Source organism: Steroidobacter sp., from assembly GCF_036406195.1.
Classification (GTDB): Bacteria; Pseudomonadota; Gammaproteobacteria; order Steroidobacterales; family Steroidobacteraceae; genus Steroidobacter.
Genome location: NZ_DASWVW010000016.1, coordinates 390,323 through 411,222, shown reverse-complemented (window position 1 = coordinate 411,222; position 20,900 = coordinate 390,323). Strand labels below are relative to the sequence as shown.

At 60.0% G+C, this 20,900-nt stretch carries 18 protein-coding genes; 6 read left to right on the top strand and 12 right to left on the bottom strand.

Annotated features, from left to right (window positions below; translation table 11 throughout):
* Positions 1-9 precede the first annotated feature (9 nt).
* Positions 10-738 carry a TetR/AcrR family transcriptional regulator gene (locus tag VGE08_RS07165; protein ID WP_331067171.1) on the top strand — a complete coding sequence of 243 codons (729 nt, stop codon included), beginning with the start codon at positions 10-12 and terminating at the stop codon, positions 736-738.
* Here VGE08_RS07165 and VGE08_RS07160 read toward each other — a convergent pair.
* The 4 genes from VGE08_RS07160 to VGE08_RS07145 all read right to left on the bottom strand — a co-directional run bounded on the left by VGE08_RS07160 (position 723) and on the right by VGE08_RS07145 (position 6,283).
* Complete coding sequence (locus VGE08_RS07160; protein WP_331067170.1) at positions 723-2,060, bottom strand: MFS transporter; 1,338 nt, start codon at positions 2,058-2,060, stop codon at positions 723-725. The two genes, VGE08_RS07165 and VGE08_RS07160, sit on opposite strands and share 16 nt — an antisense overlap.
* A 206-nt stretch (positions 2,061-2,266) precedes the next feature.
* Entirely contained in the window at positions 2,267-4,156 is a 1,890-nt protein-coding gene (locus tag VGE08_RS07155; protein WP_331067169.1) for a carboxylesterase/lipase family protein, read from the bottom strand.
* A 198-nt stretch (positions 4,157-4,354) separates the two neighbouring features.
* On the bottom strand, positions 4,355-5,194 hold the full coding sequence (locus VGE08_RS07150; protein ID WP_331067168.1) for a citryl-CoA lyase: 840 nt from the start codon (positions 5,192-5,194) through the stop codon (positions 4,355-4,357).
* 186 nt (positions 5,195-5,380) lie between these two features.
* The gene (locus VGE08_RS07145; RefSeq protein ID WP_331067167.1) at positions 5,381-6,283 is read right to left on the bottom strand and encodes a shikimate dehydrogenase; all 903 of its coding nucleotides are present in this window, start codon (positions 6,281-6,283) and stop codon (positions 5,381-5,383) included.
* 201 nt (positions 6,284-6,484) lie between these two features.
* Here VGE08_RS07145 and VGE08_RS07140 point away from each other — a divergent pair, with 201 nt between their 5' ends.
* Positions 6,485-7,456, top strand: coding sequence for a LysR substrate-binding domain-containing protein (locus VGE08_RS07140; RefSeq protein ID WP_331067166.1), 972 nt, complete (start codon positions 6,485-6,487; stop codon positions 7,454-7,456).
* Here VGE08_RS07140 and VGE08_RS07135 read toward each other — a convergent pair.
* Positions 7,453-9,321, bottom strand: coding sequence for a bifunctional sugar phosphate isomerase/epimerase/4-hydroxyphenylpyruvate dioxygenase family protein (locus VGE08_RS07135; protein ID WP_331067165.1), 1,869 nt, complete (start codon positions 9,319-9,321; stop codon positions 7,453-7,455). The two genes, VGE08_RS07140 and VGE08_RS07135, sit on opposite strands and share 4 nt — an antisense overlap.
* A 254-nt stretch (positions 9,322-9,575) precedes the next feature.
* On the opposite strand from VGE08_RS07135, the gene VGE08_RS07130 reads away from it, so the two are divergent.
* Positions 9,576-10,421, top strand: a complete 846-nt coding sequence (locus VGE08_RS07130) for a sugar phosphate isomerase/epimerase (protein WP_331067164.1) — start codon at positions 9,576-9,578, stop codon at positions 10,419-10,421.
* A 14-nt stretch (positions 10,422-10,435) separates the two neighbouring features.
* On the opposite strand, the gene aroQ is transcribed toward VGE08_RS07130, so the two are convergent.
* The 3 genes from aroQ to VGE08_RS07115 all read right to left on the bottom strand — a co-directional run bounded on the left by aroQ (position 10,436) and on the right by VGE08_RS07115 (position 14,142).
* A complete protein-coding gene (gene aroQ, locus VGE08_RS07125) occupies positions 10,436-10,882 on the bottom strand; it encodes a type II 3-dehydroquinate dehydratase (RefSeq protein WP_331067163.1) in 447 nt (148 codons plus the stop codon).
* Positions 10,883-10,963: 81 nt separating this feature from the next.
* Complete coding sequence (locus VGE08_RS07120; protein ID WP_331067162.1) at positions 10,964-12,733, bottom strand: thiamine pyrophosphate-binding protein; 1,770 nt, start codon at positions 12,731-12,733, stop codon at positions 10,964-10,966.
* Positions 12,734-12,735: 2 nt separating this feature from the next.
* Complete coding sequence (locus VGE08_RS07115) at positions 12,736-14,142, bottom strand: aldehyde dehydrogenase family protein (RefSeq protein ID WP_331067161.1); 1,407 nt, start codon at positions 14,140-14,142, stop codon at positions 12,736-12,738.
* Between the two features lie 139 nt (positions 14,143-14,281).
* Here VGE08_RS07115 and VGE08_RS07110 point away from each other — a divergent pair, with 139 nt between their 5' ends.
* The 3 genes from VGE08_RS07110 (at position 14,282) to VGE08_RS07100 (ending at position 16,341) form a co-directional block, all read left to right on the top strand.
* Positions 14,282-15,229, top strand: a complete 948-nt coding sequence (locus tag VGE08_RS07110; RefSeq protein ID WP_331067160.1) for a LysR family transcriptional regulator — start codon at positions 14,282-14,284, stop codon at positions 15,227-15,229.
* A gap of 119 nt (positions 15,230-15,348) precedes the next feature.
* Complete coding sequence (locus tag VGE08_RS07105) at positions 15,349-15,789, top strand: SRPBCC family protein (RefSeq protein WP_331067159.1); 441 nt, start codon at positions 15,349-15,351, stop codon at positions 15,787-15,789.
* Positions 15,790-15,885: 96 nt separating this feature from the next.
* Entirely contained in the window at positions 15,886-16,341 is a 456-nt protein-coding gene (locus VGE08_RS07100; RefSeq protein ID WP_331067158.1) for a RidA family protein, read from the top strand.
* 61 nt (positions 16,342-16,402) lie between these two features.
* Here the strand turns inward: VGE08_RS07100 and VGE08_RS07095 are convergent, their stop codons facing one another.
* The 4 genes from VGE08_RS07095 to VGE08_RS07080 form a co-directional block, all read right to left on the bottom strand.
* The gene (locus tag VGE08_RS07095; RefSeq protein WP_331067157.1) at positions 16,403-18,544 is read right to left on the bottom strand and encodes a TonB-dependent receptor; all 2,142 of its coding nucleotides are present in this window, start codon (positions 18,542-18,544) and stop codon (positions 16,403-16,405) included.
* A gap of 76 nt (positions 18,545-18,620) precedes the next feature.
* Positions 18,621-18,923 (bottom strand): biotin/lipoyl-containing protein, encoded by a 303-nt coding sequence (locus VGE08_RS07090; protein ID WP_331067156.1) that lies wholly within the window; start codon positions 18,921-18,923, stop codon positions 18,621-18,623.
* 3 nt (positions 18,924-18,926) lie between these two features.
* Positions 18,927-19,943 (bottom strand): alpha-ketoacid dehydrogenase subunit beta, encoded by a 1,017-nt coding sequence (locus VGE08_RS07085; protein WP_331067155.1) that lies wholly within the window; start codon positions 19,941-19,943, stop codon positions 18,927-18,929.
* Positions 19,944-19,954: 11 nt separating this feature from the next.
* Complete coding sequence (locus tag VGE08_RS07080) at positions 19,955-20,884, bottom strand: thiamine pyrophosphate-dependent dehydrogenase E1 component subunit alpha (RefSeq protein WP_349258652.1); 930 nt, start codon at positions 20,882-20,884, stop codon at positions 19,955-19,957.
* Between the last annotated feature and the right edge of the window lie 16 nt (positions 20,885-20,900).

Below are 20,900 nucleotides of genomic sequence, written 5' to 3'. Positions count from 1 at the left end.
TGTGCAGCCGTGAAAATCGCAAAGCCGATTACCGCTCAGGCCCGGGACAAACACGTTCACGCGAGTCCTTCGGTGCCGAAGGTGCGCAAACTCAAGAGGCGTCCGGTGGGCGAGCTGCCATCGCGCACCAACGATCCGGAACGCACCAAGGCCGATATTCTCGACGTCGCGAGCAGGGAGTTCGCCGAGAAAGGCTTGAGCGGAGCGAGCGTGAACGAGATTGCGCAGGTCACCCGCACGAGCAAACGGATGATCTACTACTATTTCGGGAGCAAGGAGGGCCTATACCGCAAGGTGATCGAGGAGAACTACCGCAAGCTGCGTGCGCTCGATGCGAGCATGGATCTCGACAAGCTTGCACCCCTCGATGCACTCGTTGCGCTGGTGAGCGTATCGTTCGACTTCCATCACGATCATCCAGAATTCGTGCGATTGGTGATGGTGGAGAACATCCATCATGCGCGCCACACGGCGGAGCTCCCGAATCTGAACCAGCTGAATATTGGCGCTATCGAAACGCTGCGCAAGATCTGCAACCGCGGCGTCGAGGCGGGCGTCATTCGTTCGGGTATCGATCCACTTGCGCTGCACATCACGATCAGCGCCTTGTGCTTTCATCACGTCGCCAATCGATACACGTTGTCGACGATCTTTGGCAATGACATGACTTCAAAGGCAGCCCTCGCCACCAGACGGCAGATCGTGATCGATACGGTGGTGCGTTACGTGGCTCCCTGACGCGAGCCGCCCGGACAGGTCGCAACCGCTCGCTCGCCTGGATCGGCTGCTCGCACAAAAAGCGCGCAGACTCCCGCAAGCAACACGGGTACGCCGAAGACCGCAAAGATTGCCGCTAACGGCACCTCGCGTGCCAGCAGAACACCACCAAGCAAGGGTCCAAGCACGGCGCCCACGCGCCCGATTCCCATAGCCCAGCCGATGCCCGTGCTACGAACATGCGCGGGATAGACGGAGGCGGCCAGCGGATAGAGCCCGTTGAAGCCGCCCTGAAGCAAGAAGCCTACGATAAACGCCGCGAAAAGCGTGAGAATCGCGGGCATGGGTATGGAGCCGTATGCGGCCAACACAATCGCGGCACTCACGAGAAACGCGCAAACCAGATTCTGCAATTTGAGTCGTGTCGAGAGTCTGCCGATGAGGATCGTGCCAGAGAACGACCCGATGTTGAGGATCGCGCCGGTATAGATCGCGTGAGATTCGCTAACACCTGCCGCAATCGCGAGCTTCGGAATCCAGCTGATGATGAAGTACAGAGTCATGAAACCGAGGGAGACCGCGGTCCACAGCAGCAAAGTGGCTACGAAGCGCCCTTCCGACACAAGCCCTGCGACACCGCTCGATCCAAAGCGAAGAGCGGTACTCGCCTCCGCCATCTTCCCATGTGGTTGCGAGATGCGGGCGCGAAGGAACTGTACCGACTCTGGCAACAGCAACATAGTCAACGGCACCATTGCTGCCGAGATCAGGCCGGCACCGATCAACGTCGCACGCCAACCGTGAATCGGTATGACCGTTGCCGCCACAAAGCCAGTAATCGTCGCGCCGACCGGATAGCCCGCCTGCAATAGACCCACGGCAAAACTGCGATGCTTCTCCGGTGCGTACTCTGCGACGATCGCGGCCATGCTCGGCAGGACGGTTCCGATGCCGATTCCGACCGCAAAGCGCAGCACCAGAAACTGCGCCAGCGTCTCCACGAACCCGCTCGACACCATGGCAACGGAGGATACGATCAGCGCGCTGATGATCAACGGGCGGCGGCCGAATCGGTCGGCAAGCGGCGCGATCAGAATTCCTCCCGCTGCCATCCCCGCAAGCCCGCTGCTGAATAGCATTCCGAGCTCATCCGGGGCGATGTTCCAGTCTGCCGAAAACGCCGGGGCCACATACGACAGGATCAAGACGTCCATGCCATCGAGCATGTTGATGACGAAGCACAGTGCGACAACCAGCATTTGAAGCCGCGACCATCGCTCAGGACCGATCGTGCCGTTGTTGGTCACAAGAGATGGCGCCGGTTCGAGTTGTCTGTTCTGCATGTCGACTCCGCTCGGGCGAGTCGACGCTGCTTCGTTCAAGCAGCCTGCTTGACGAAGAAAGGCCGCCAAGCACCTCTTCATTCACGATATCTGAGACCTGCCCGGCAGCCGCGAGAACGCTAGCGGCCGGAGGGGCCCATCCATTCACAATGTACTTTTCGGTACATTCTTGGTCAATATGCCCCTGGCACGATCTCGACAGCACATCAGTCCCGCAGGCCCGGCGAGTTGGAGGGTGCAGTGGGTTGTGCATGTGGCTGGGCAGCCATGAAGCGTGACTGCTCGCCACTCGCCTGCTGCAGTCGTGCGCCAGATCCAAATTCCATATAGGCCTCGCTCGCGGGACCCCACGCCGGCCAATGAAGCTCAGCAGAGCTGGGGACGCCGGACTGTGCGAACGAAACCAACGCGCCCAGCATGGCGTTCGATAAGGCGCGGTCCGCGGCCGTCCATTCGCGCGTCTTGCGGATGAGGTTCAGCGAATCGAGTGTTCCGAGCCAGTAGGGCACGTCGCCAGTGTGATAGGCGCCGATTGTCGAGGGATCCTGATCGGCAATGGCAACATTAGCAACGTATGGGTGCGTCCGGGAAAAAAGCGCGAGGTACACAGGCTGCTGTCCGAAGCTCGTCTGCACTACAGCCCAGTTGCGCATCGTGCGCCCGATCCCACCTTCCCGTGAAGCGAGTCTTCCCATCTCTCGCGCTTGCGCGTCTGTTCGTGCCGGAAAGAGTTTCAGGAAGGTGTCGGTCTGCTGCCCGAAGAGCTCTCGAGCAACGGAGCGATACGAGCTCAGGTCCTTCACCCAATACAATTTGCTCGGGAACTCGTCGGCCGTGTAACCCAGGATCAGCGGCACGTCCATCTGCTCACGTCTGGCAAAAACCTCTTTGGGCTGGGCGGTGAGAAAGTAACCATCGAGGTTCGCCCATCCGATCCGTATCGAGCCACCGCAGCCGAGCTGGCAATCCAGCTGCAAGGCCGCAATGCGGTCAGCGGGAAGCTGGCGCATCTCGTCGATCGAATGCGCCCCGAGCTCGGTCTGCAGGCGCAGTCCCGTGCGTTCGGCCTCCTGCAAGGAAGGAATTCCCTCGCCGCCATCGCTCCAAGTGGCGCCGCTGAGTCCCACGGCCGCCGAGAACAGCCCTTTTGCGAGCGGGCTCACTTGAAGCAAAGAGACGGAGATGGACCCCGCGGACTGCCCGGCAATGGTCACTTTACTTGGATCACCACCGAACTTCTCAATGTTGTCGCGGACCCATTTCAACGCGTGAATCTGGTCGAGGTGGCCGTAGTTTCCAGACTGTTTGAACGGCGATGCTGCCGTCAGCTCAGGGTGGGCCATGTAGCCCATCGCACCCACCCGATAGTTGAAGCTGACGTAGACGGCGCCACGCTGCGCGACGCTCTCGCCCCAGTAAAGCGCCATGCCGCTCGATCCGATCGTGAAGGCCCCTCCATGAATATAGACGACAACCGGCAGCCTCGCGTCCGGTCTTGCCCCCGGCGGCACCCACACGTTCAGATAGAGGCAGTTCTCGCTGGTGGCCTCTTCACCGAAGTACATGTTCATGTTCTTGCGGCGAAGCGGCTGAATGCACTCGGGCATGAAGCGGTCCGCGTTGAATACCCCCTGCCACTGGATCGACTGAGGCTCGCGCCAGCGCAACTCGCGCACCGGCGGTGCGGCGTACGGAATCCCGAGATACGCACTGACGCCTGAAGCAAGTGTCTTCCCTGTCACGGCACCGCTCGAGATCTGCACTGGATCGCCGCGTGGCACGACCTGCACCGCCGGCACATCGTCGACCTTGGCGCTGGCCGCCGCCGACAGCAGCCAGAGGACTGAGAGTGCGAGGAAATGACAAAGACCCACACGGAATGCGGAGATGGCGTGAAGAATGTGATGCGCGGAGACTGCGACTTTCAGCTGGCCATCAGTGCGCACGTGCCGCTGCACCGAAGTCGTTCCGTGTGGGTCAACATCGTCCGGAACGCGTGTCGAATCGGTCGCATGGGCCATATCCCCTCTCCTCGTCTTTGATCCGCCGGCTCGGTGAGCCGGATGAGGCGGTACAATATGTACCTGTTGGTACATTGTCAACGCCATGGGAACGCTTGCAACCCTTGTATGCGCGCGCCGTGCGCTCCTCGATTACGTCGAAGCTCTGCGATGGCGGCTGCGCTCAATGTGTGTTCACAGAGCGGCGAAGCTCGCCCTCGGCGATATTGGACACGCAATGAAGTCGCCCGCGTGCATGTTCGCGAAAGTCTCGGGGATCGGACGCAGCTGCATCTACGAAGAAACGGGGTTCTTGAGATGCCGTCGCGCAGGGCCGCTGTAGGTGTATGGGATTTCCTTGGGCATGGGGCCTTTGATTCGCTCACCGCGCTGCTCTTGCTCCCACGCGTGAGCAAGAATGCCGACCGAGCGCGACAGGACAAACAAACCGCGTCCCAAGGGCGGCGGAAACCCGAGCTCGCAATAGATGACGGCAGTGACGCCATCGATATTCATTGACAACGTTCGCCCTGTGCGATGTCTCAACGCATCATGGATGGCGCCGGCAACCGCAAAATGAGCCCCTCGCACGTCACCTCGCTCGACAGCACGTTTGACGCGCTCGAGCAACGGCGCCACCCGAGGATCGACGAGGTGGAATCGATGACCAAATCCCGGAATGATCTTGCCGTGACGTTTGGTGAATTCATCCAGCTCGAACGAGGTCGCCGTTGCCAGATCGACGCCACCTTCCGATCGTGCATTGACTTGCTGAAGCAGCTCCATACATTGCTGACCCGCGCCTCCATGCACATCGCCGAGTACATTGATCGCTGATCCCATTGCGTTATTCAGGCCTGTTCCGCAAGTCGCAGCCATGCGGGCGATGGCTATCGAAGGTGCCTGCGGGCCGTGATCCACAGCTGCCACCAATGCGGATTCGAGCAAGTGAGCCTGCGCCGTGCTGGGAATGTCGCCCCGGAGCATCAACCAGATCATTTGGGCGAAGCTGAGTTGTCCGATGAGCTCCTGAATAGGATAGCCACGGATGTAAATCTCACCGGGCTTTATCTCGATGATCTCCGTGTTCCACCAACGCTGCGCCTTGTCCAACTTCGCTTCAGATTGATGCATGGGAATAACCACGCCGAGCACCTCGCGACTCTCGCCCGCGCCGCGGGATGACGGGCCACTGCGAGACCGTTCCGTCACCGACGTAATGCAAGCGTGTCGCGCTGAGGGTGAGATAGCCCCGGCGCCACCAGCCGAGTCGATTCACACCGTTGTATGTCATCTCGTACAAATGCTGTGTGCAGTTGTTCATCGTATATAGCCGTCATCGCTTGTCTGCCATCTCGACTCCAATTGGCTCACTTGCCGCTCGAAGCAGCACATCATCTCGCTGGAATCGGCTGCGTGGCCCGTGAAAAGTCTGAATGCTTCCGCAGCTTGAAAGACCAGCATGCCGCCACCGTTGATGGTGCGACATCCGAGTGCGCGAGCAGCAGCGAGCATCTGCGTCTCAGCAGGCGTGTAAATCACGTCGGCGACCCACATCCTGCAATCCAGAAGAGCAGGATCGAACGGCACTCCAGGGTGATTCATCGAACCTACTGGTGTAGCCAGGACTACCCCATCGACGCCTTTGATCGCCTGCTCAACATTGGCAGCAGCGAAAACCTCGCGGGTCGGAAACTTCCCTTGAAGCATCTGTGCAAGGGCTTTAGAACGATTGCAATCAATGTCGAAAATACCCACGCGCGTTGATCCCAACATCAACATCGCGTAAGCCGTTGCAGCACCCGCGCCGCCTGCCCCGATCTGAGCGACGTGACGAACTCGAACACCAGGCAAGCCGCGGCGCAGGCTTTCCGCGAAGCCGAACCAATCGGTGTTGTAACCCGCCCAACTCCCATCTCTAAGCACAATGGTGTTCGCCGCGCCAAAGGCAGCCGCTTCCTCGGACATCGAAGTCAACAGCGGAACGACAGCTGATTTGTAAGGATGAGTTACGTTGAATCCGTCGAATCCGAAGTTTTCGGCCCACCGCAGCAGCTCTCCCAGGCTCGAGATCGGAATCTGCAGAGATTTCAGATCAACCAGGCGATACACGAGCTGAAGCCCCTGTCGCGCCGCTTCGTATTCATGCAACAGTGGACTGCGCGAAGCGGAAATCCCGCTGCCAATGAGGCCGAGAAGGAAACTCTTGGGTTTACGTTGCATGGTCATGCGCCGCTAATGGACGTCTTCATCGTAGAGGGCGCCACGGCTCACCGCCATTTAGAAATTGAGCGTGCCCTATGTGCCCAGGGAATAGCTTCCAGAAGGGCACCCTCATGCCTATGTCTTCAAGTTATAGGGGACGGCGGCTTTGGCATTTGCGTTGTGGGACCACGTTGTCGATGCTCTGTCACGAGGGACAGCATGCTCAACTTGCGACACATAGAGATCTTTCGCGCCGTCATGGTTGGTCGCACGGTTTCTGCAGCGGCGGAGATGATGCACGCCTCGCAACCCGTGGTGAGCAAGACCGTCAAGCATCTCGAATCTCGGTTGGGTTTTCCGCTGTTTGACCGAGTGCGAGGACGCCTGATTCCAACGAGGGAAGCCAACGTTCTGTATCGAGAGATACAGCAGATTCATGGTGGGATTGAACGTCTCGAACACGTCATAAGGCAACTCAAAGCCGGCGATGACGCGATCTTCTGCATTGGAGGTTCGCCGTCTCTTGCACGTAGGTTCATCCCGCGAGCAATGCGCCTATTGAAAGACGCCCATCCCAGATTGATCATTCAATTCGATGCTCTCTCAGTGGATCAAGTACCCGAGTATCTGGTCAGTGGTCGGGGTGAGTATGTGCTCACCGTCTATGAGGTCGAGCACCCCAATTTGACGCACGAGGTTCTCGGCAGCATTCCCATGGTGGCGGTACTGCCGAGTCAACATGCACTGGCCACGCAGAATGCGGTATCCCTGGCAGACCTGGCACGTGAGCGCCTCGTGTCATTTCCGCGCACGAGCCCGCATGGCCAGATAATCGCTCAGATGTGCGAGCAGGCCGGCATTGAGTTTAACGTCTCGACGTTCGTCCGCTTCGCAGAAAGCGCGTGCGCATTTGCCGCGAACGGTATGGGGCTCACGATTGTCGACGCAATGTCCGCACATGATGCCGGTTACAGCGAACTTGTCGTGCGCCCATTAGCCGAACCCGGATCCTTGCCGCTCTTCTGCCACCGCAATCTGTTCGCTTCTCGATCCAACATCAGCACGGCATTCGAACAGATCCTACGCAAGACGAGCACAGCCGAGTTAGCAGGACTATCTCAATCCAATTCGCCGAGCACTGGATCCGTTCATCGTGGATCGCGCTCGCCGCAAGCAACGCGCTGCGCCTAGTCGGAACCTGACCGTGAAGGGCCCGCGAGTACGCGGCGCCAATCTTCCTCCTGCGCAGCCAATCTCACCCTGGCATCTTCCTCCCCGCATCCGTCGTAATCTCCCAGCCTCTGAACGATCGCAAAGAAGAGCCCACTGACAGGGCGCAAGTAGAGCTGCAGATACGCCCCCGTCTGCTCCTCGTGATATAGGACGTTGAACTGCTCGAGATCTGCGAGCAATTGCACATCCAACGGCTTCCGCGCGGACAGATCGCGATAATAATTCGCGGGGATCGGCAAGATCGCCTCGCGCGGCAAACGCCGAGCTACGTCCAGGAGATTCGCCGACGCGATGGCGATTTCCTGGATTCCTGCTCCACCGAAGGCATCGATGAATCGCCCGGGAGCTGCTGCCCATGCTCGCGTGGTTGTTAGTGAGATACGAATTTCACCGGATGCATTGCGCAGTCTTCTGCTATGAACGACACCATGCGGATCCCAGAGATCCACAGGCGCCGCCGCATCAAGACCGAGCATGGTGCGGTAAAATAGTAACGTTGAGTGGAAGTATTCCGATCGCGCCACCTGGCCGAGATGATCGACCGAGGCAACTTGAACGCCCGGAGAAGCACCGGTCGGAACGAAATCCACGTCGCGATACGTACGTCCGCGCGGGTCTTCCTCCAAGAGATAGTACAAGACATCTCCCGGTCCGAGTATCGCCGGCAGACGAAGCTCGCCCACTTCGGCGTCGCTCTCGAAACGCTCGTATCGCAATGATTCGGCCCACGCCACGACGGGCTCGACAGAGGAAACTCGTACACCGACCGCACATACCGCAGTTCCATGCTTGTCATAGTAGTCAGCGGCATGGCTGCCGCGCATTCGATTGACGACGATGTCGACATTGCCGGCACGATAGAGACTCACGTCCTTCGACCTGTGACGATGCGTCTCGGTAAGACCGAGATGCCCAAGAAGCGCGGTCAGCTCCGATTGGCTATCAGGATCAGTGGCAAACTCGATGAACTCGAGACCTTGCACGTTGCCATCGATCGCCGCCACACCAGGGGTGCGTTTTTCTTGCACGCCGAGCCAGGTAAGTGACCTCCGGCCATCCAGCGCGGTCAAGTCGATGCGAGAGGCTTGAAACTCGTCGTTGAATATCTCGAGCGATATCCACCCATCGTAACCACATGCCTGTACCGCGCTGACGAAGTCCCGTAGAGGTAGCGCGCCCTGCCCTGGAAAACACCTGTGATGTCGACTGTGATGACGTATGTCGGCGCACGGCGATATGGCGTCGGCCAGCTGAACCATGGCGATGCGTTCTGGCGTTAGATGGCGAATCGCATCCACTTCGGAGCAAACGCTCAATATGTTGAAGCCGTCCAATACGACGCCGAGATTTTCATGACGCGCGTGTTCGACAATCTTCATCGCATGCCGATAGTCGGTCACGTGACGTCCCCACGGAAGCGCCTCGTACCCGATGCGAATTCCGCGTTGCTGCGCACGCTCGGCAAGCTGGGCCATTTGATCGGCGGCACGTGCATCATCGGAGAGCGCCTCGGCCCCGGTATTGCTCGCAACAATGACCATCTCCGCGCCGAGTTCCGCTGCAAGGTCGAGTTTTCGCTCCGCATACCGTAGTCGCAGCCTGAATTGCTCGACCGGAAGACCTTCGATGTTTCGCAGGGGTTGCAGCGACAGCAGGCGTAGACCACACGACGCAATGAAGTTCCGGATCTGTGTTGGCGTCAGCATGGATACGGTGAGATCGGGCTCGTAGAGCTCGAATCCCTCGTACTGGGCGGCGGCAATAGCCTCGATCTTTCGCTGCAGACTACCGGCCAGCGAGGCGCTGACGATCGCGTGCTTCACACCGCACCTTCGACTGTTGTTGGGCACTCGGGGAGCATTGACCTGCGCTTCACGCTCAGAGAGTACTCGAGACAGGCCTGTGCAGCCATTTCGCTTTCGCAGCCAGGTTATGCCGAGCTGTTATGCAACGTCGTGCATTCCGATGCGTTATGCACGACCGACAAATTGGAAATTCTGCATGACCGAGGCGCTGAGTAGATTTCTTGGACCTAGCGTGGCCGGTCCAATGTATGCCAGCTCCAGTTCACACCGCTGTGGCGCGTCGCCCAGCAAGTCGCGCCTTCGGGTTCTCACTCGCGCACCTCACGTTGCTTGATCAGGCTCCACCGGAGCTCACGGAGATTGCTGCGCGCGCGGGCTATGACTATGTCAGTTTGCGAGCCATTCCCCTTGGATTGCCAAACGAAATCACGTATGCACTCGGCAAGGATCGAGCCCTATTTCGGCGAACGAAGGCCGCGCTCGCGTCGACCGGTGTGCGCTTGCTGGACATCGAGCTGGCCCGCATCTATTCCGGCGTCGATGTGCGCAGTTATCTACCCGCCATCGAAGCCGCCGCCGAGCTGGGTGGCGCACACCTATTGTGCAGTGTCTGGTGCGATGGTCGCAGCTTTGTGCTCGATCGGTTCATTGAGCTGTGTGAGCTGACCAGGCCGTTTGGCATCACTGTCGACCTGGAATTCGTGACGTTCGCCAGCATCAACACTCTCAGCGCCGCAATAGACATCGTGAGCGCGTCACGATGCGACAATGCTGGAATCTGCATCGACACGCTACATTTTGATCGCTCCCATTGCACACCGGAACAACTAGCCAGTGTCCCCCCTGAGTGGTTTCACTACGCGCAGATCTGCGATGGCCCCGCGAACTACGCAACTGACGAGGCCTCGCTCAAGTCCATCGCGCGCGAAGGGCGGCTATATCTTGGCGAGGGGAACATCGATGTTCCGGGCATCCTTGCCAACATGCCTTCGATGCCATACTCCATCGAGCTTCCCAATAGAGATCGGCAGTTGCGACTTGGTCCGGAAGAGTTTGCCCGCCAGTGTCTGGTCACCGCACGCTGCGCCCTGTATCCACCCGACCCACCCGAGAATTGAACCGTCTTGGCAGGCTACGCCCCGATCTGAAACCGTTGTGCCAGAGCTTTGAGCGCAAACTCGTAGCCGAGCGATCCGAAACCAACCACCACCCCAATCGCGATTGCCGAGATATATGAGATGTGTCGGAAAGACTCGCGCGCATGCACATTCGACAGGTGCACCTCGACAATCGGCTTTTCCGCGGCGGACAGCGCGTCACGTATTGCAATCGACGTGTGGGTGTAGGCACCCGCATTGATGACGATGCCATCCTGCGTCTCGCGCGCCTCGTGTATCGCCCGGATCAGTAGTCCTTCCGAATTGGCCTGGAAACACGTCACCTCCAGTCCCAACTCTGCCCCCACGCGTTTGCATTTCGCCTCTACCTGCGCAAGCGTTTCGGTGCCATAGGTCTTTGGCTCCCGCTTGCCGAGCATGTTGAGGTTCGGACCGTTGATCACCAGTACTCGTGCACTCATTGCTTCCTCGGTTCTGCTATCGTCAGTTGGGGCGATTCCCGGCCTGTTGGTTGGCGAACGCGCCCGCCGTTCGACAAACGGTCAGTCTGTCGCGGCGTGAACCACCAATCTGTCTGGGCAGTAGATATCCAGAATGTTCCAGTGTCCGGTAGTCGGCGTCGGATTGTTCTTCATCGGCACGTCGATGACGTACGGTCCCGGCGCAGACAGAGCTCGCGCAAGGGCCGGCGCGAGATCTGCTGCACTCCGTAGACGTTCGGATTCGCACCCGTAGCCTCGCGCGATTTCCGCATAGTCCGGCTTCTGAGCATGCCAGCCGTCCACGTTCGTCGGAAACTGCGTCCCGTGCGTGGTACCGAACGCCGCCTTCTGCAAGCCTGCAATGGTTCCAAAGGCATTGTTGTTCATCACGAGAAAGACGATTGCGAGTTGTTGTTCAACCGCTGTTGCAAGCACTGCCGGGTTCTGTCCGAATCCCCCGTCTCCGACGAGCGAAATGACCGCTCGCTGCGGACAAGCCATTTTTGCCCCGACTGCAGCGGACGGACCAAAGCCCATCGTGGCATATCCACCGGGTGTCAGCACGCTACCGGGAGTCAGTATCGGAAACTGCTGTCCAACTCCATTCTTGTTCCAACCAACGTCCGTAGTAATGATCGCGTCGCGCGGCAACGCCGCCCTTACCTCCGCGAGAATCCTCTCAGGCATCATCGGGAACGCATCGCTCTGAGCCATGGGGCGATTGCGCTCCACGAACTCTGCTCGAAACTCGGCGATGCGCCGAACCGCATCCGGGCGCTTCCTTCCGCCCGGAAAGAGCTCTCTCGCGACTTCGTTCAGCGTAGCCAGGGCGGACTTGAGATCCGCGACTGCACTGATCTCCGTGGGAAAATTGCGCCCGAGTTCAGACGCTTCGAGATCGATGTGGATCAGACGCGTCGGAGGAATATTGAACGTGTAGTCGCGATACCAGGAGCTGCAGTCTGCTTCCTTGAATCGAGTACCGAGGCCCATCACCCAGTCCGCAGACAGACACTCCTGGTTGACCAGCGACGTCCCCCAAAAGCCTGTCATGCCGAGCACGAGCGGATGGTCGTCCCGGAGGGCTCCTTTGCCCATCAGGCTATGGGCCACGGGGATCTGCATGTGGTCGGCGAACTGTCGCAATTCCTCCGATGCTTTGGCGAGGAGGATGCCGCCACCGACGTAGAGAACCGGTCTGCGCGCTTCTGCAAGGATTTGGACGATGGTTACCGCTGTGTGGCGATCAAGAGTAGGCCTGCGGACAGCATGAGCATCTGCATTTAGCCGCTCGAAGTACATCGTCTCGATCTGAGCGGAGAAGACATCCATCGGTACATCTATGAGAACCGGACCTGGTTGCCCTGTCTCTGCAAGCTGGAAGGCGCGCTCGAGAATTTCCGGGAGCAGCTCGGGTCGATCCACGCGCCAGGCCCGCTTCACGAAGGGCCGGAAAATTTCCCATTGCGCAGCATCGGCATGTAGGTTGACCTCTTGATGTGGATGCTTGCCGAAATAGTGCGAAGGAACATCTCCAGCGATGACCACCATCGGGATGCAATCCAACGCCGCGTTCGCGACTCCGGTTGCTGCATTGGTGAGCCCGGGACCTAGGTGCGTCAACAAAACCGCCGCGCGCCCAGAGGCGCGTGCATAGCCATCCGCGGCATGTGCAGCCACCTGTTCGTGTCTGACATTCACGAACTCGACTTTGCTGTCCTTCATGGCAGAAAGCACAGCGATGTTCGTGTGACCGCACAGCCCGAAGACGTGTCGAACACCGCGCCGTTCCAGATAGCGCACCAACTGATTTGCGATCGTTTCCTTCATGGTCACCAGGTCTCACTGTTGTAAAATTCACCGAACAGCTCCGCGTCCGGTGGACGATCCATCGGGATTGGACGACTGACCCAAGTGACATTCATGAAGTGCTTGAGGTGAATATTCTCGTTCGTGATGTTTCCGCCCCAAATACCGCAACCAAGGCTCGATGTCATCGGCATCCCATTGGTGAACGAGCCTGCATTGGCCTTGGACTGCGGTTGACGAACCATCATGCGACTTACGGGAGCAAGCCGCGCGAGCCGATCGATATGATCGTCATTGTGCGAGTAGATGCCGCAAGAATGCCCTTTGCCGCCCACCTCATAGATCCGACGCACGAACTCGAGTGCTTGATCGAACCCTTCGTAGCGATAGACTGCCAATAGTGTCGTAAGCTTCTCTCGCGAGTAGTTGTGCTCCTTTCCAATTCGATCGTTCTCGACAATGATGAAACGTCGGTCTGCTGGAATGGTGAAGCCGGCGCGAGTTGCAATGACTTGCGGCGGGCAAGCGACGGTGTCTGGCGTGCGATGTCCGTGCTCGTCCCACAGAACCTCTTCGATCCTCGCCGCCTCGTCTGCATTTGCCAGATAACCTCCTTCCCTGATGAGGGCCTCGATCATCTGCGCATACACGCGCGAATCGATCAGAATATTGCCGTCGGCGGAGCATCCTGAACCAAAGTCCGAGGTCTTCGAAATGCGAGTGTTTCGAGCTGCGATATCGATGTCGGCGGTTTCATCGATGACCATGGTCGAGTTGCCGGCGCCGACACCGTACGCAGGCTTGCCAGAACTGTACGCGGCACGCACCATGGGCTGGCCGCCCGTCGCGAGCGTCAAGTCGCAACTAGCCATGAGGCATTGTGTCAGGGGGATGCTCGGCCGCTCGATGCATTGAAAAAGATCCGCCGGCGCGCCCTGGCGACGCAGCGCCTCGCGCATTACGTTCACCATTTCGTACGTCGTACGGCGGGAACGCGGATGCGGCGAGAAGATCACTGCATCCAAGCACTTCAGTGCATAGATACCCGTATACGGCGGTGTCAATTCCGGGTTCGTCGTCGGCACCAACGAAGCGATGACTCCGGCCGGCTTGCCGTACTTCACGATGCCTTTCTCGGGCAACTCCTCGATCACACCGACGCTCTTCTGCCGCAAGGCGTCGCGGAGCACGCCGATAATCTTGTTACGCTTCTCCTTCCTGCCTTCCGGGTCGCCCAAGCCGCTCTCGGCGATGCTCATCTGCACGATGCGCGAAAAGGTCTTCTCGTTCGCGGTCGCCCAACCGAGCGCTCGACAGAGCCGATCGACGCGCTCCTGATCGTAATCCTTCACTTCGTGCATCGCGGCCCGAGCACGCTCGATCATGGGATCTATCAACTGTTGTTCGACTTCGCTAAATTCTTTTACCATTGAAACTTTCCCGCATCTCGGTGTTCCGGAAGCTCGCAATTCGCAAAAAATACGAGCTAGGCATGCCGAGGCGCCATTTCCATTTTGTCTACCTGGTATCACTTAACTACATACTTCGGTTCTCCTGCGACGAAAAGCCATGCAGCTCACTCTCAAGCAGCTCGAATACTTCCGCGCAGTGATGGAAACAGGCTCCATCAACGGCGCGGCGAAAATCCTGAATGTGTCGCAGCCCAATGTCAGCCGCATGATCAAGTACACAGAGGGGCGGCTGAAACTTCAGCTCTTCAACCGCGAGAAGGGGCGCGTGCAACCCACACCCGAGGCGGTGGCAATTTTTCGCGAAGTGCAGTCTCTGCATTCGCACCTCGCTTCTTTGAATGACTTCGTGCAGCGTATCGTGACCGGGCAAACGGGAAGATTCGTTGTCGGCTCCTCGCCCAGCCTTGGTCGATTCATCGTGCCAAGCACTCTGGCACGCCTGCGCCGTGCGTATCCATCGCTTCCCATAAAGCTCGATATCCTGTCGGTGTCGCAGGTGATCGAGTATCTGGTCTTCGGTCAGGGAGAATGCGCTTGCACGATATTCCCGATCACTCATCCGCAGATCGAGACCGACGCATTCACCGCGGGTACTCTGGTATGCGCAGTACCGCGCGGGCATCCATTGGCACAGAAGCAGCGGTTGATGGCGGAGGACATCGCTGATCAGCCAATCATAGGCTTCGAACCCACGACGCCGCACGGCGAAGTAGTGGAATCTCTCTTTGCGCAGGCCGGCATCAAACCGAGTTTCTTGACCGTCGCGCGCTTCGCCGAGTCGGCGTGCGCGCTTGCGGAACAGGGCTGCGGTATTGCGCTGGTTGATGAGTTCACAATGGCGGGAAACGCTTTTCCGAACCTCGTCGCCGTGCCGCTTGAAAGGTCCCGGTCGTTTCACATTTACCTGCATCGCTCCGTGGAGCGGCCTCTTTCAATCTTCGGGCAACGTTTTCGCGATTTTCTGGCAGGGAATCACCACGACAACGAATCGAAGCGAAGCAACGGAGAGAGCACCAAGAATTCGAAGCCGCTCGTCGAGCGGTGACTCCGTTGACCCGACGGCACGGGTGTCGTGACCAGGTCCGTCCCCTATTTCGATGAATTGCCACGCCGGCCCGGCCATGCGATCACTTCCGTCCGTCGCGCAGACATGAAGGGGATCGCATGAGCATCGTCGGACTGGCCACACGTATCGAGGCGCCGGCGCGCGCCGTCTGGGATCACATCTCCTGGGAAGGAATGCAGTGTCTGGCTGGTGGACGCCTGATCCAGCGCGTCGAGTTCGCCGAGCCGCGCAACCAGGTCGGCTCGCTGAAGACCTATTACACGTGCACCGGCCTGCCGGTCGTCGTCAAGCTGCTCGAGCTGGACGAGGCGGCCATGATGTATCGCTATCGAATCGTCGATGACGGCTCCGCCCTGCCCGGCACGGATTACGTCGGTTGCCTGCGAGTCACACCCTGCGGCCCGCAGGCCTGTCACCTGAAGATCGAAGTGTCGGTGACACCGATCGGCGTTACGGAAGAGGAGTTCAAGCGACTGTGGACCGAGATGGAATGGATCAACGTCAATGACGTGAGGAAGCTGGTGGAACGCCGGTCGTAGCGTACGGCGCGCTGCTGGTTGACTCGGGCTGCCTGATGGGTGGCGTCCGGATGCCCGGCAGCGTGCTGCTGAAATTCAAAGTGCCCATCTGCGCCCATGCCTGCGCGCGAAAACGCCCTGAACCTTCCACGAGAAACCGCAATGAATCTACCAGCCAGGATATCGACCTTCCATCTCGTCCCGTCCGTCGAAAAGAACTTTGCATACGCCCAGGCGACGTGCGACGGCCACTACCTCTTCATCGCAGGAACGACCGCGATGGACGAGGAGTTCGTGCCGCTGTTTCCAGGCGACATGCGCGCACAGATGACGAAGACCTACGAGAGGATTCGCCGCACGCTCGAAGCCCATGGCGCCAGTTTCCAGGACGTTCTAAGTGAAATGATTTACGTGACGGATATGGAGCAGATGCTCGCAGCCAATGACGTGCGAGCCACCGCCTATGGTTGCCACACGCCTGCCGCCACGGCAGTCGAGGTGAGACGCCTCGCATTCAAGGAATGTATGGTCGAGATAGAGCTCGTTGCTCGCCTTCCGAAGGCGTCCAGCTGAGGTCTCGAGCCAGGCCCGGTCCAGCACCGCAACGCGGCGCTGGACCGGCGCATGCGATGCTTCAGCGATCCGCCCCGAAACGAAACATCACGGACATGCCGTACTGGGCGCCTGGATTGATGAAATACTCATCCACCCCGAGCACATTGAGCAGCGAGACCTGTTGCTGACCATAGGCGCTGACCGCCCAGCGCTCGTCGGTGACGTTCTTGCCCCAGGCGCATATCGACCAGCCGTCGCCTTCGAGCGCCAGCCGCAGATCCAGCCAGTCGTAGGCTGGCGTGAACAGAACGTTGTCGACCTCCCAGAAAGTTCGCCCCACGCGGTTGTAGTCGAGCCGCAGGCTCACGGCCAGATTGCTCGAGCCGAGCGATGCCCGGTACTCCGCGCCGCCATTGAAATTGTAGGAGGGTGTGTAGGTCGTGTGGTTGCCGCTGTAATCGTGCGGCCCCAGGAAATTCGAGGGACGGAAATCCTTCATCTGCGTGGCCGTTCGGCCGTAAGCGGCGTCGAGCTTCAAATGATCGGTAACACGAGCGCTCAGCTGTAGCTCGAGACCTTCGACATCCACCTCGGGCACATTGAAGGTCGCCTGCGAAAACGTCGGAGTGAGCACGAATTCCTGCTTGTCCCGGTAGTCGAGCAGGAAGGCGGCGACGTTCGCGATCAGGCGCTTGTCGAACCATGTGGTCTTGGCGCCGATCTCATAGGACTTGGTGCTCTCGGGCCCGTAGATGGGGGCGAAGGAATCGGTGGGCCCGGCCGGCGGATTGAAGCCGCCGGTCTTGAAGCCCACGGCATACGTCGCGTAGACCATGTGCTCGGGCGTCAGATCGTAGGAGAGCGAAAGCTTCGGCTGCCACTTGTGAAAGCTGGCATCGAGCGAGCGGACCACCGCGGCGCTCGCCGGTATGGTCGCGATCTCATCACGGCGGTCTTCGTCGTAACGAAGCGCCGCGAGCAGTTGCAACCGATCCGTGAATCGGTAGCTGGCCTGCAGGAAGGCCGCCATCTGATCCGCATCCGAGGAATAAAGCACGTCGGGGACCGGCAGCGCGCGGCTGAAGTAGTCGAGACGATCGCGCCGGGTATTCTGATAGAACGCACCGACGATCCACTGGAAGCGATCGTTGCCGCTGGAGGTAAAGCGCAGTTCCTGGGTGAACACCTCGAGGTCGATCGGCTGCGATACCGGCTGCACGATCGGCAACGGCGTTCCATCCAGATCGCCTTCCCAAAACTTCGAATAGTCATCGTAGCCGCTGGTCGCAGCGAAGGTGCCGTGCGCGGTCTGGTACGATAGCGTCGCCGATACACCGCGCCACTCACGCCGCCCCGAGCCGAGGAAATCCGCGATCGGCGCATCGAGAATGTCCGGATCGAGCCGCCCACCGGTGATCTGGGTTACCGGGTATGGCGTTGCCCAAGCCGCGCCGGCGTCCTCGTCCATGTAGTTGGCGCGCAGATCGAGCGACAGCGCCTCGGTGAGATCCGCCATCAGTCGCAAGCGCAGATTGGTGGAGCGCAGGAAATCGACGTTGCGATCCAGGGTGCGATTGCGAATGTAGCCGTCCGAATCGCGGTATGAACCGGCAACCAGGGCCCGCACACGCTCGGTGCCGAGCGCGCCGCTCACCAGGCCGTCCACCGAGTATTGATTGCCGTTGCCATAGCCGACTTGCAATCGTCCCCCCGGATCGCGCGAAGGCTGCCGCGTCACGACGTTGATGACGCCGCCGATCGCGTTCTTGCCGTAGAGGGCGCCTTGTGGGCCCTTGAGGATCTCGACCCGCTCCAGTCCAAACAGATCGGCCGTGAAGAATTCGCTGTCCGCGAGCGCTACGCCATCCACGACGTAGGCAATGGACGCAGCTTGATTGCGGTTGGCGCTCACGCCGCGAACGGTAATGATGTTGGTACCAGGATCCTGATCGCGCACCATCAGCACGCCAGGCGTAATCGCAGCGAAATCCTGTAGCGAGGTGAGCTGACGCGCCTCGATGTCGGCCCGCGTGAACGCCGAGACCGAGTCCGAAACATCCTGAAGATTCTCTTCGCGGCCACGTGCGGTCACCACGATCTCCTCGAGCGTGAGACCCGAGGAAATAGCCGATTCGACCGGCGCCTGTGCCGCGGCGCTGACCGACTGCAGTGCCAGTACGAGCGCGCCGAGCGGCGCGCGGTTCAATTGTTGACGAGGCATTCGCTGATCCCCCCACCTGGTTCTTTCGTGTCGTTTTATGTGTGTCGCACGCGAGCCGCTCATCCGAAGGCCGACGTCAGCGTCGCGTCCGATAAGCTTCGATGAAACGATCGATCTCGGACGCCGTTGTCTGGGCGTCGCCGATTACGCCCAGCAAAGCTCCGACCGGCAGCACTTCTCCCTTGCCGACGAGCATACGAAGCAGGACGCCGGATGCTGGCGCCTCGATCACGTTGACAACCTTGGCGGTCTCCACCTCGAGCAGCGGATCGTTCTTCGCAACTCGTTGACCTGCTCGGGCATGCCAGTCGGCGATGGTTCCATCCTGCATCTCGATACCCCACTTCGGCATCGCCACTGCACACAGCGGTTCCGACATGTTTCATCCACCCTCATTCATCAAGTGATCCACGGCCGCCCCGACACGATGGGCATCGGGAACGTAGAGCTTCTCCAGCTGCGGCGCGAATGGCACGGGCGAATGCGGCGCCGTAAGCTTCACGAGCGGCGCGCGCAACGAAGCAAACGCGCGCTGCGCGACCAGAGCCGCTATGTCCGACGCTATGCTGCAACGCGGCGGCGCTTCGTCGATCACGACCAAGCGTCCGGTGCGCCTAACGCTTTGCAGTATCGTTACCTCATCGAGCGGCGACGTCGTACGCAGATCGATGATCTCGCAGCTGATGCCACGGAGCGCCAGGGATGTCGCAGCGGCCTCCGCCACCTGGACCATGGCGCCGAGCGTCACCAGGCTCACGTCGGTGCCCGCGCGCACCACGCTCGCCTTGCCGAGCGGGATTCGATACGGCTCATCGGGCACCTCACACTGGGTCGAGTAGAGCGCCTTGTGCTCGAGGAAGATCACGGGGTCTTCATCGGCGATGGCGCTTGCCAGCAGTCCTTTCGCATCGTATGCGTTCGAGGGAACGACGCACTTGAGTCCTGGAATTCCCGTGAGCTGCGGATACAGCGTTTGCGAATGCTGCGCACCGGCGGTCAGCCCGCCGCCCATAGCCATGCGAATGACGATCGGCACGGCGGCCTTGCCGCCAGACATGTAACGGATCTTGGCGGCCTGATTGAAGATCTGGTCGAAGCAGACTCCCGCGAAGTCCGCGAACATGAGATCGACCACCGGTCGCAGGCCTGTCAGCGAAGCGCCAATGGCCGCGCCGACGAACGCCGTCTCCGAGATCGGCATGTCGATCACTCGCAGCGGACCGAACTCGGTCAGCAGTCCCTTGGTGACGCCGAATGCGCCGCCAACCGCATCCTGTCTGCCGGTGGCGCATCCCGCGCCGCCGGAAACGTCCTCGCCTAGTACACAAACGCGAGCATCGTCGCGCATAGCCTCACGTAGTGCGGTGGTGATGGCCTCGCGATAGGTTTTCAGTGGCATCGTGGCTGCACTCAGTAGGAGACGTACACGTCCGAGAGGACCTCGCTTTCGAGATCTGGACTACTCGATTGCTTGGCGAAGTGGACCGCCTGCTCGATCGCGTCCGACGCCTGGGTATCGAGCTCGGCCAGAGCCGACTCGCTCAACAAGTCTTCTCGCAGCACGCGCTCACGAAAGTGCTGGAGGCAATCGCGCTGGGCGCGCTCGGCAGCGATCTCCCCGCGAATCCGATACGCCTGTGGATCGCCTTCGTAATGCCCCAGAAACCTCGGTATCGTCGCCTCGATCACGCTCGGTCCGCTGCCGCCGCGCAGGCGGCGAATCGCCATGGCGGCCGTGTCCTGAACGGCGAAGAAGTCCGTCCCATCCACCCGTGTACCCGGCATTCCGAAAGCCTGCGCGCGTGCCAGCAGGTCGCCGCAGCCCAAGCCGTACTCGGCGGATGTGAACTGGCTGAAGCCATTGTTCTCAAACACGAAGAGCATCGGCAGCTTGAACACCACGGCGAGGTTCAGCGTCTCGAAGACGGCCCCCTGGTTCGACGCCCCATCACCGGCGAAAGCGACCGCGACGCCATCTCGTTTGAGCACTTTGTGGGCCAGCGCCGCGCCCGCCGCGAGCGGAACGCCCGCCCCGACGATTCCATTGGCGCCGAGGAAGCCGCGCTCGACATCGATCAGGTGCATCGAGCCACCTTTTCCACGGCACAGCCCGGCACGGCGACCGAAGATCTCTGCCATCACTTCCCGCGGATCGCTGCCCTTTGCCAGGCACTGTCCATGGCCACGGTGCGTGCTGCTGATCTGATCGGTGGCGCTCAGGGTGTCGCAAACACCGACAGCCACCGCTTCCGCGCCGACACTCAGATGCGAGAAGCCCGGCACGCAGCCAGTTGCAATCTCTGTGCGCAGACGTTCCTCGAACTCGCGGATCAGGCGCATTCGGAAGTACGCCTCG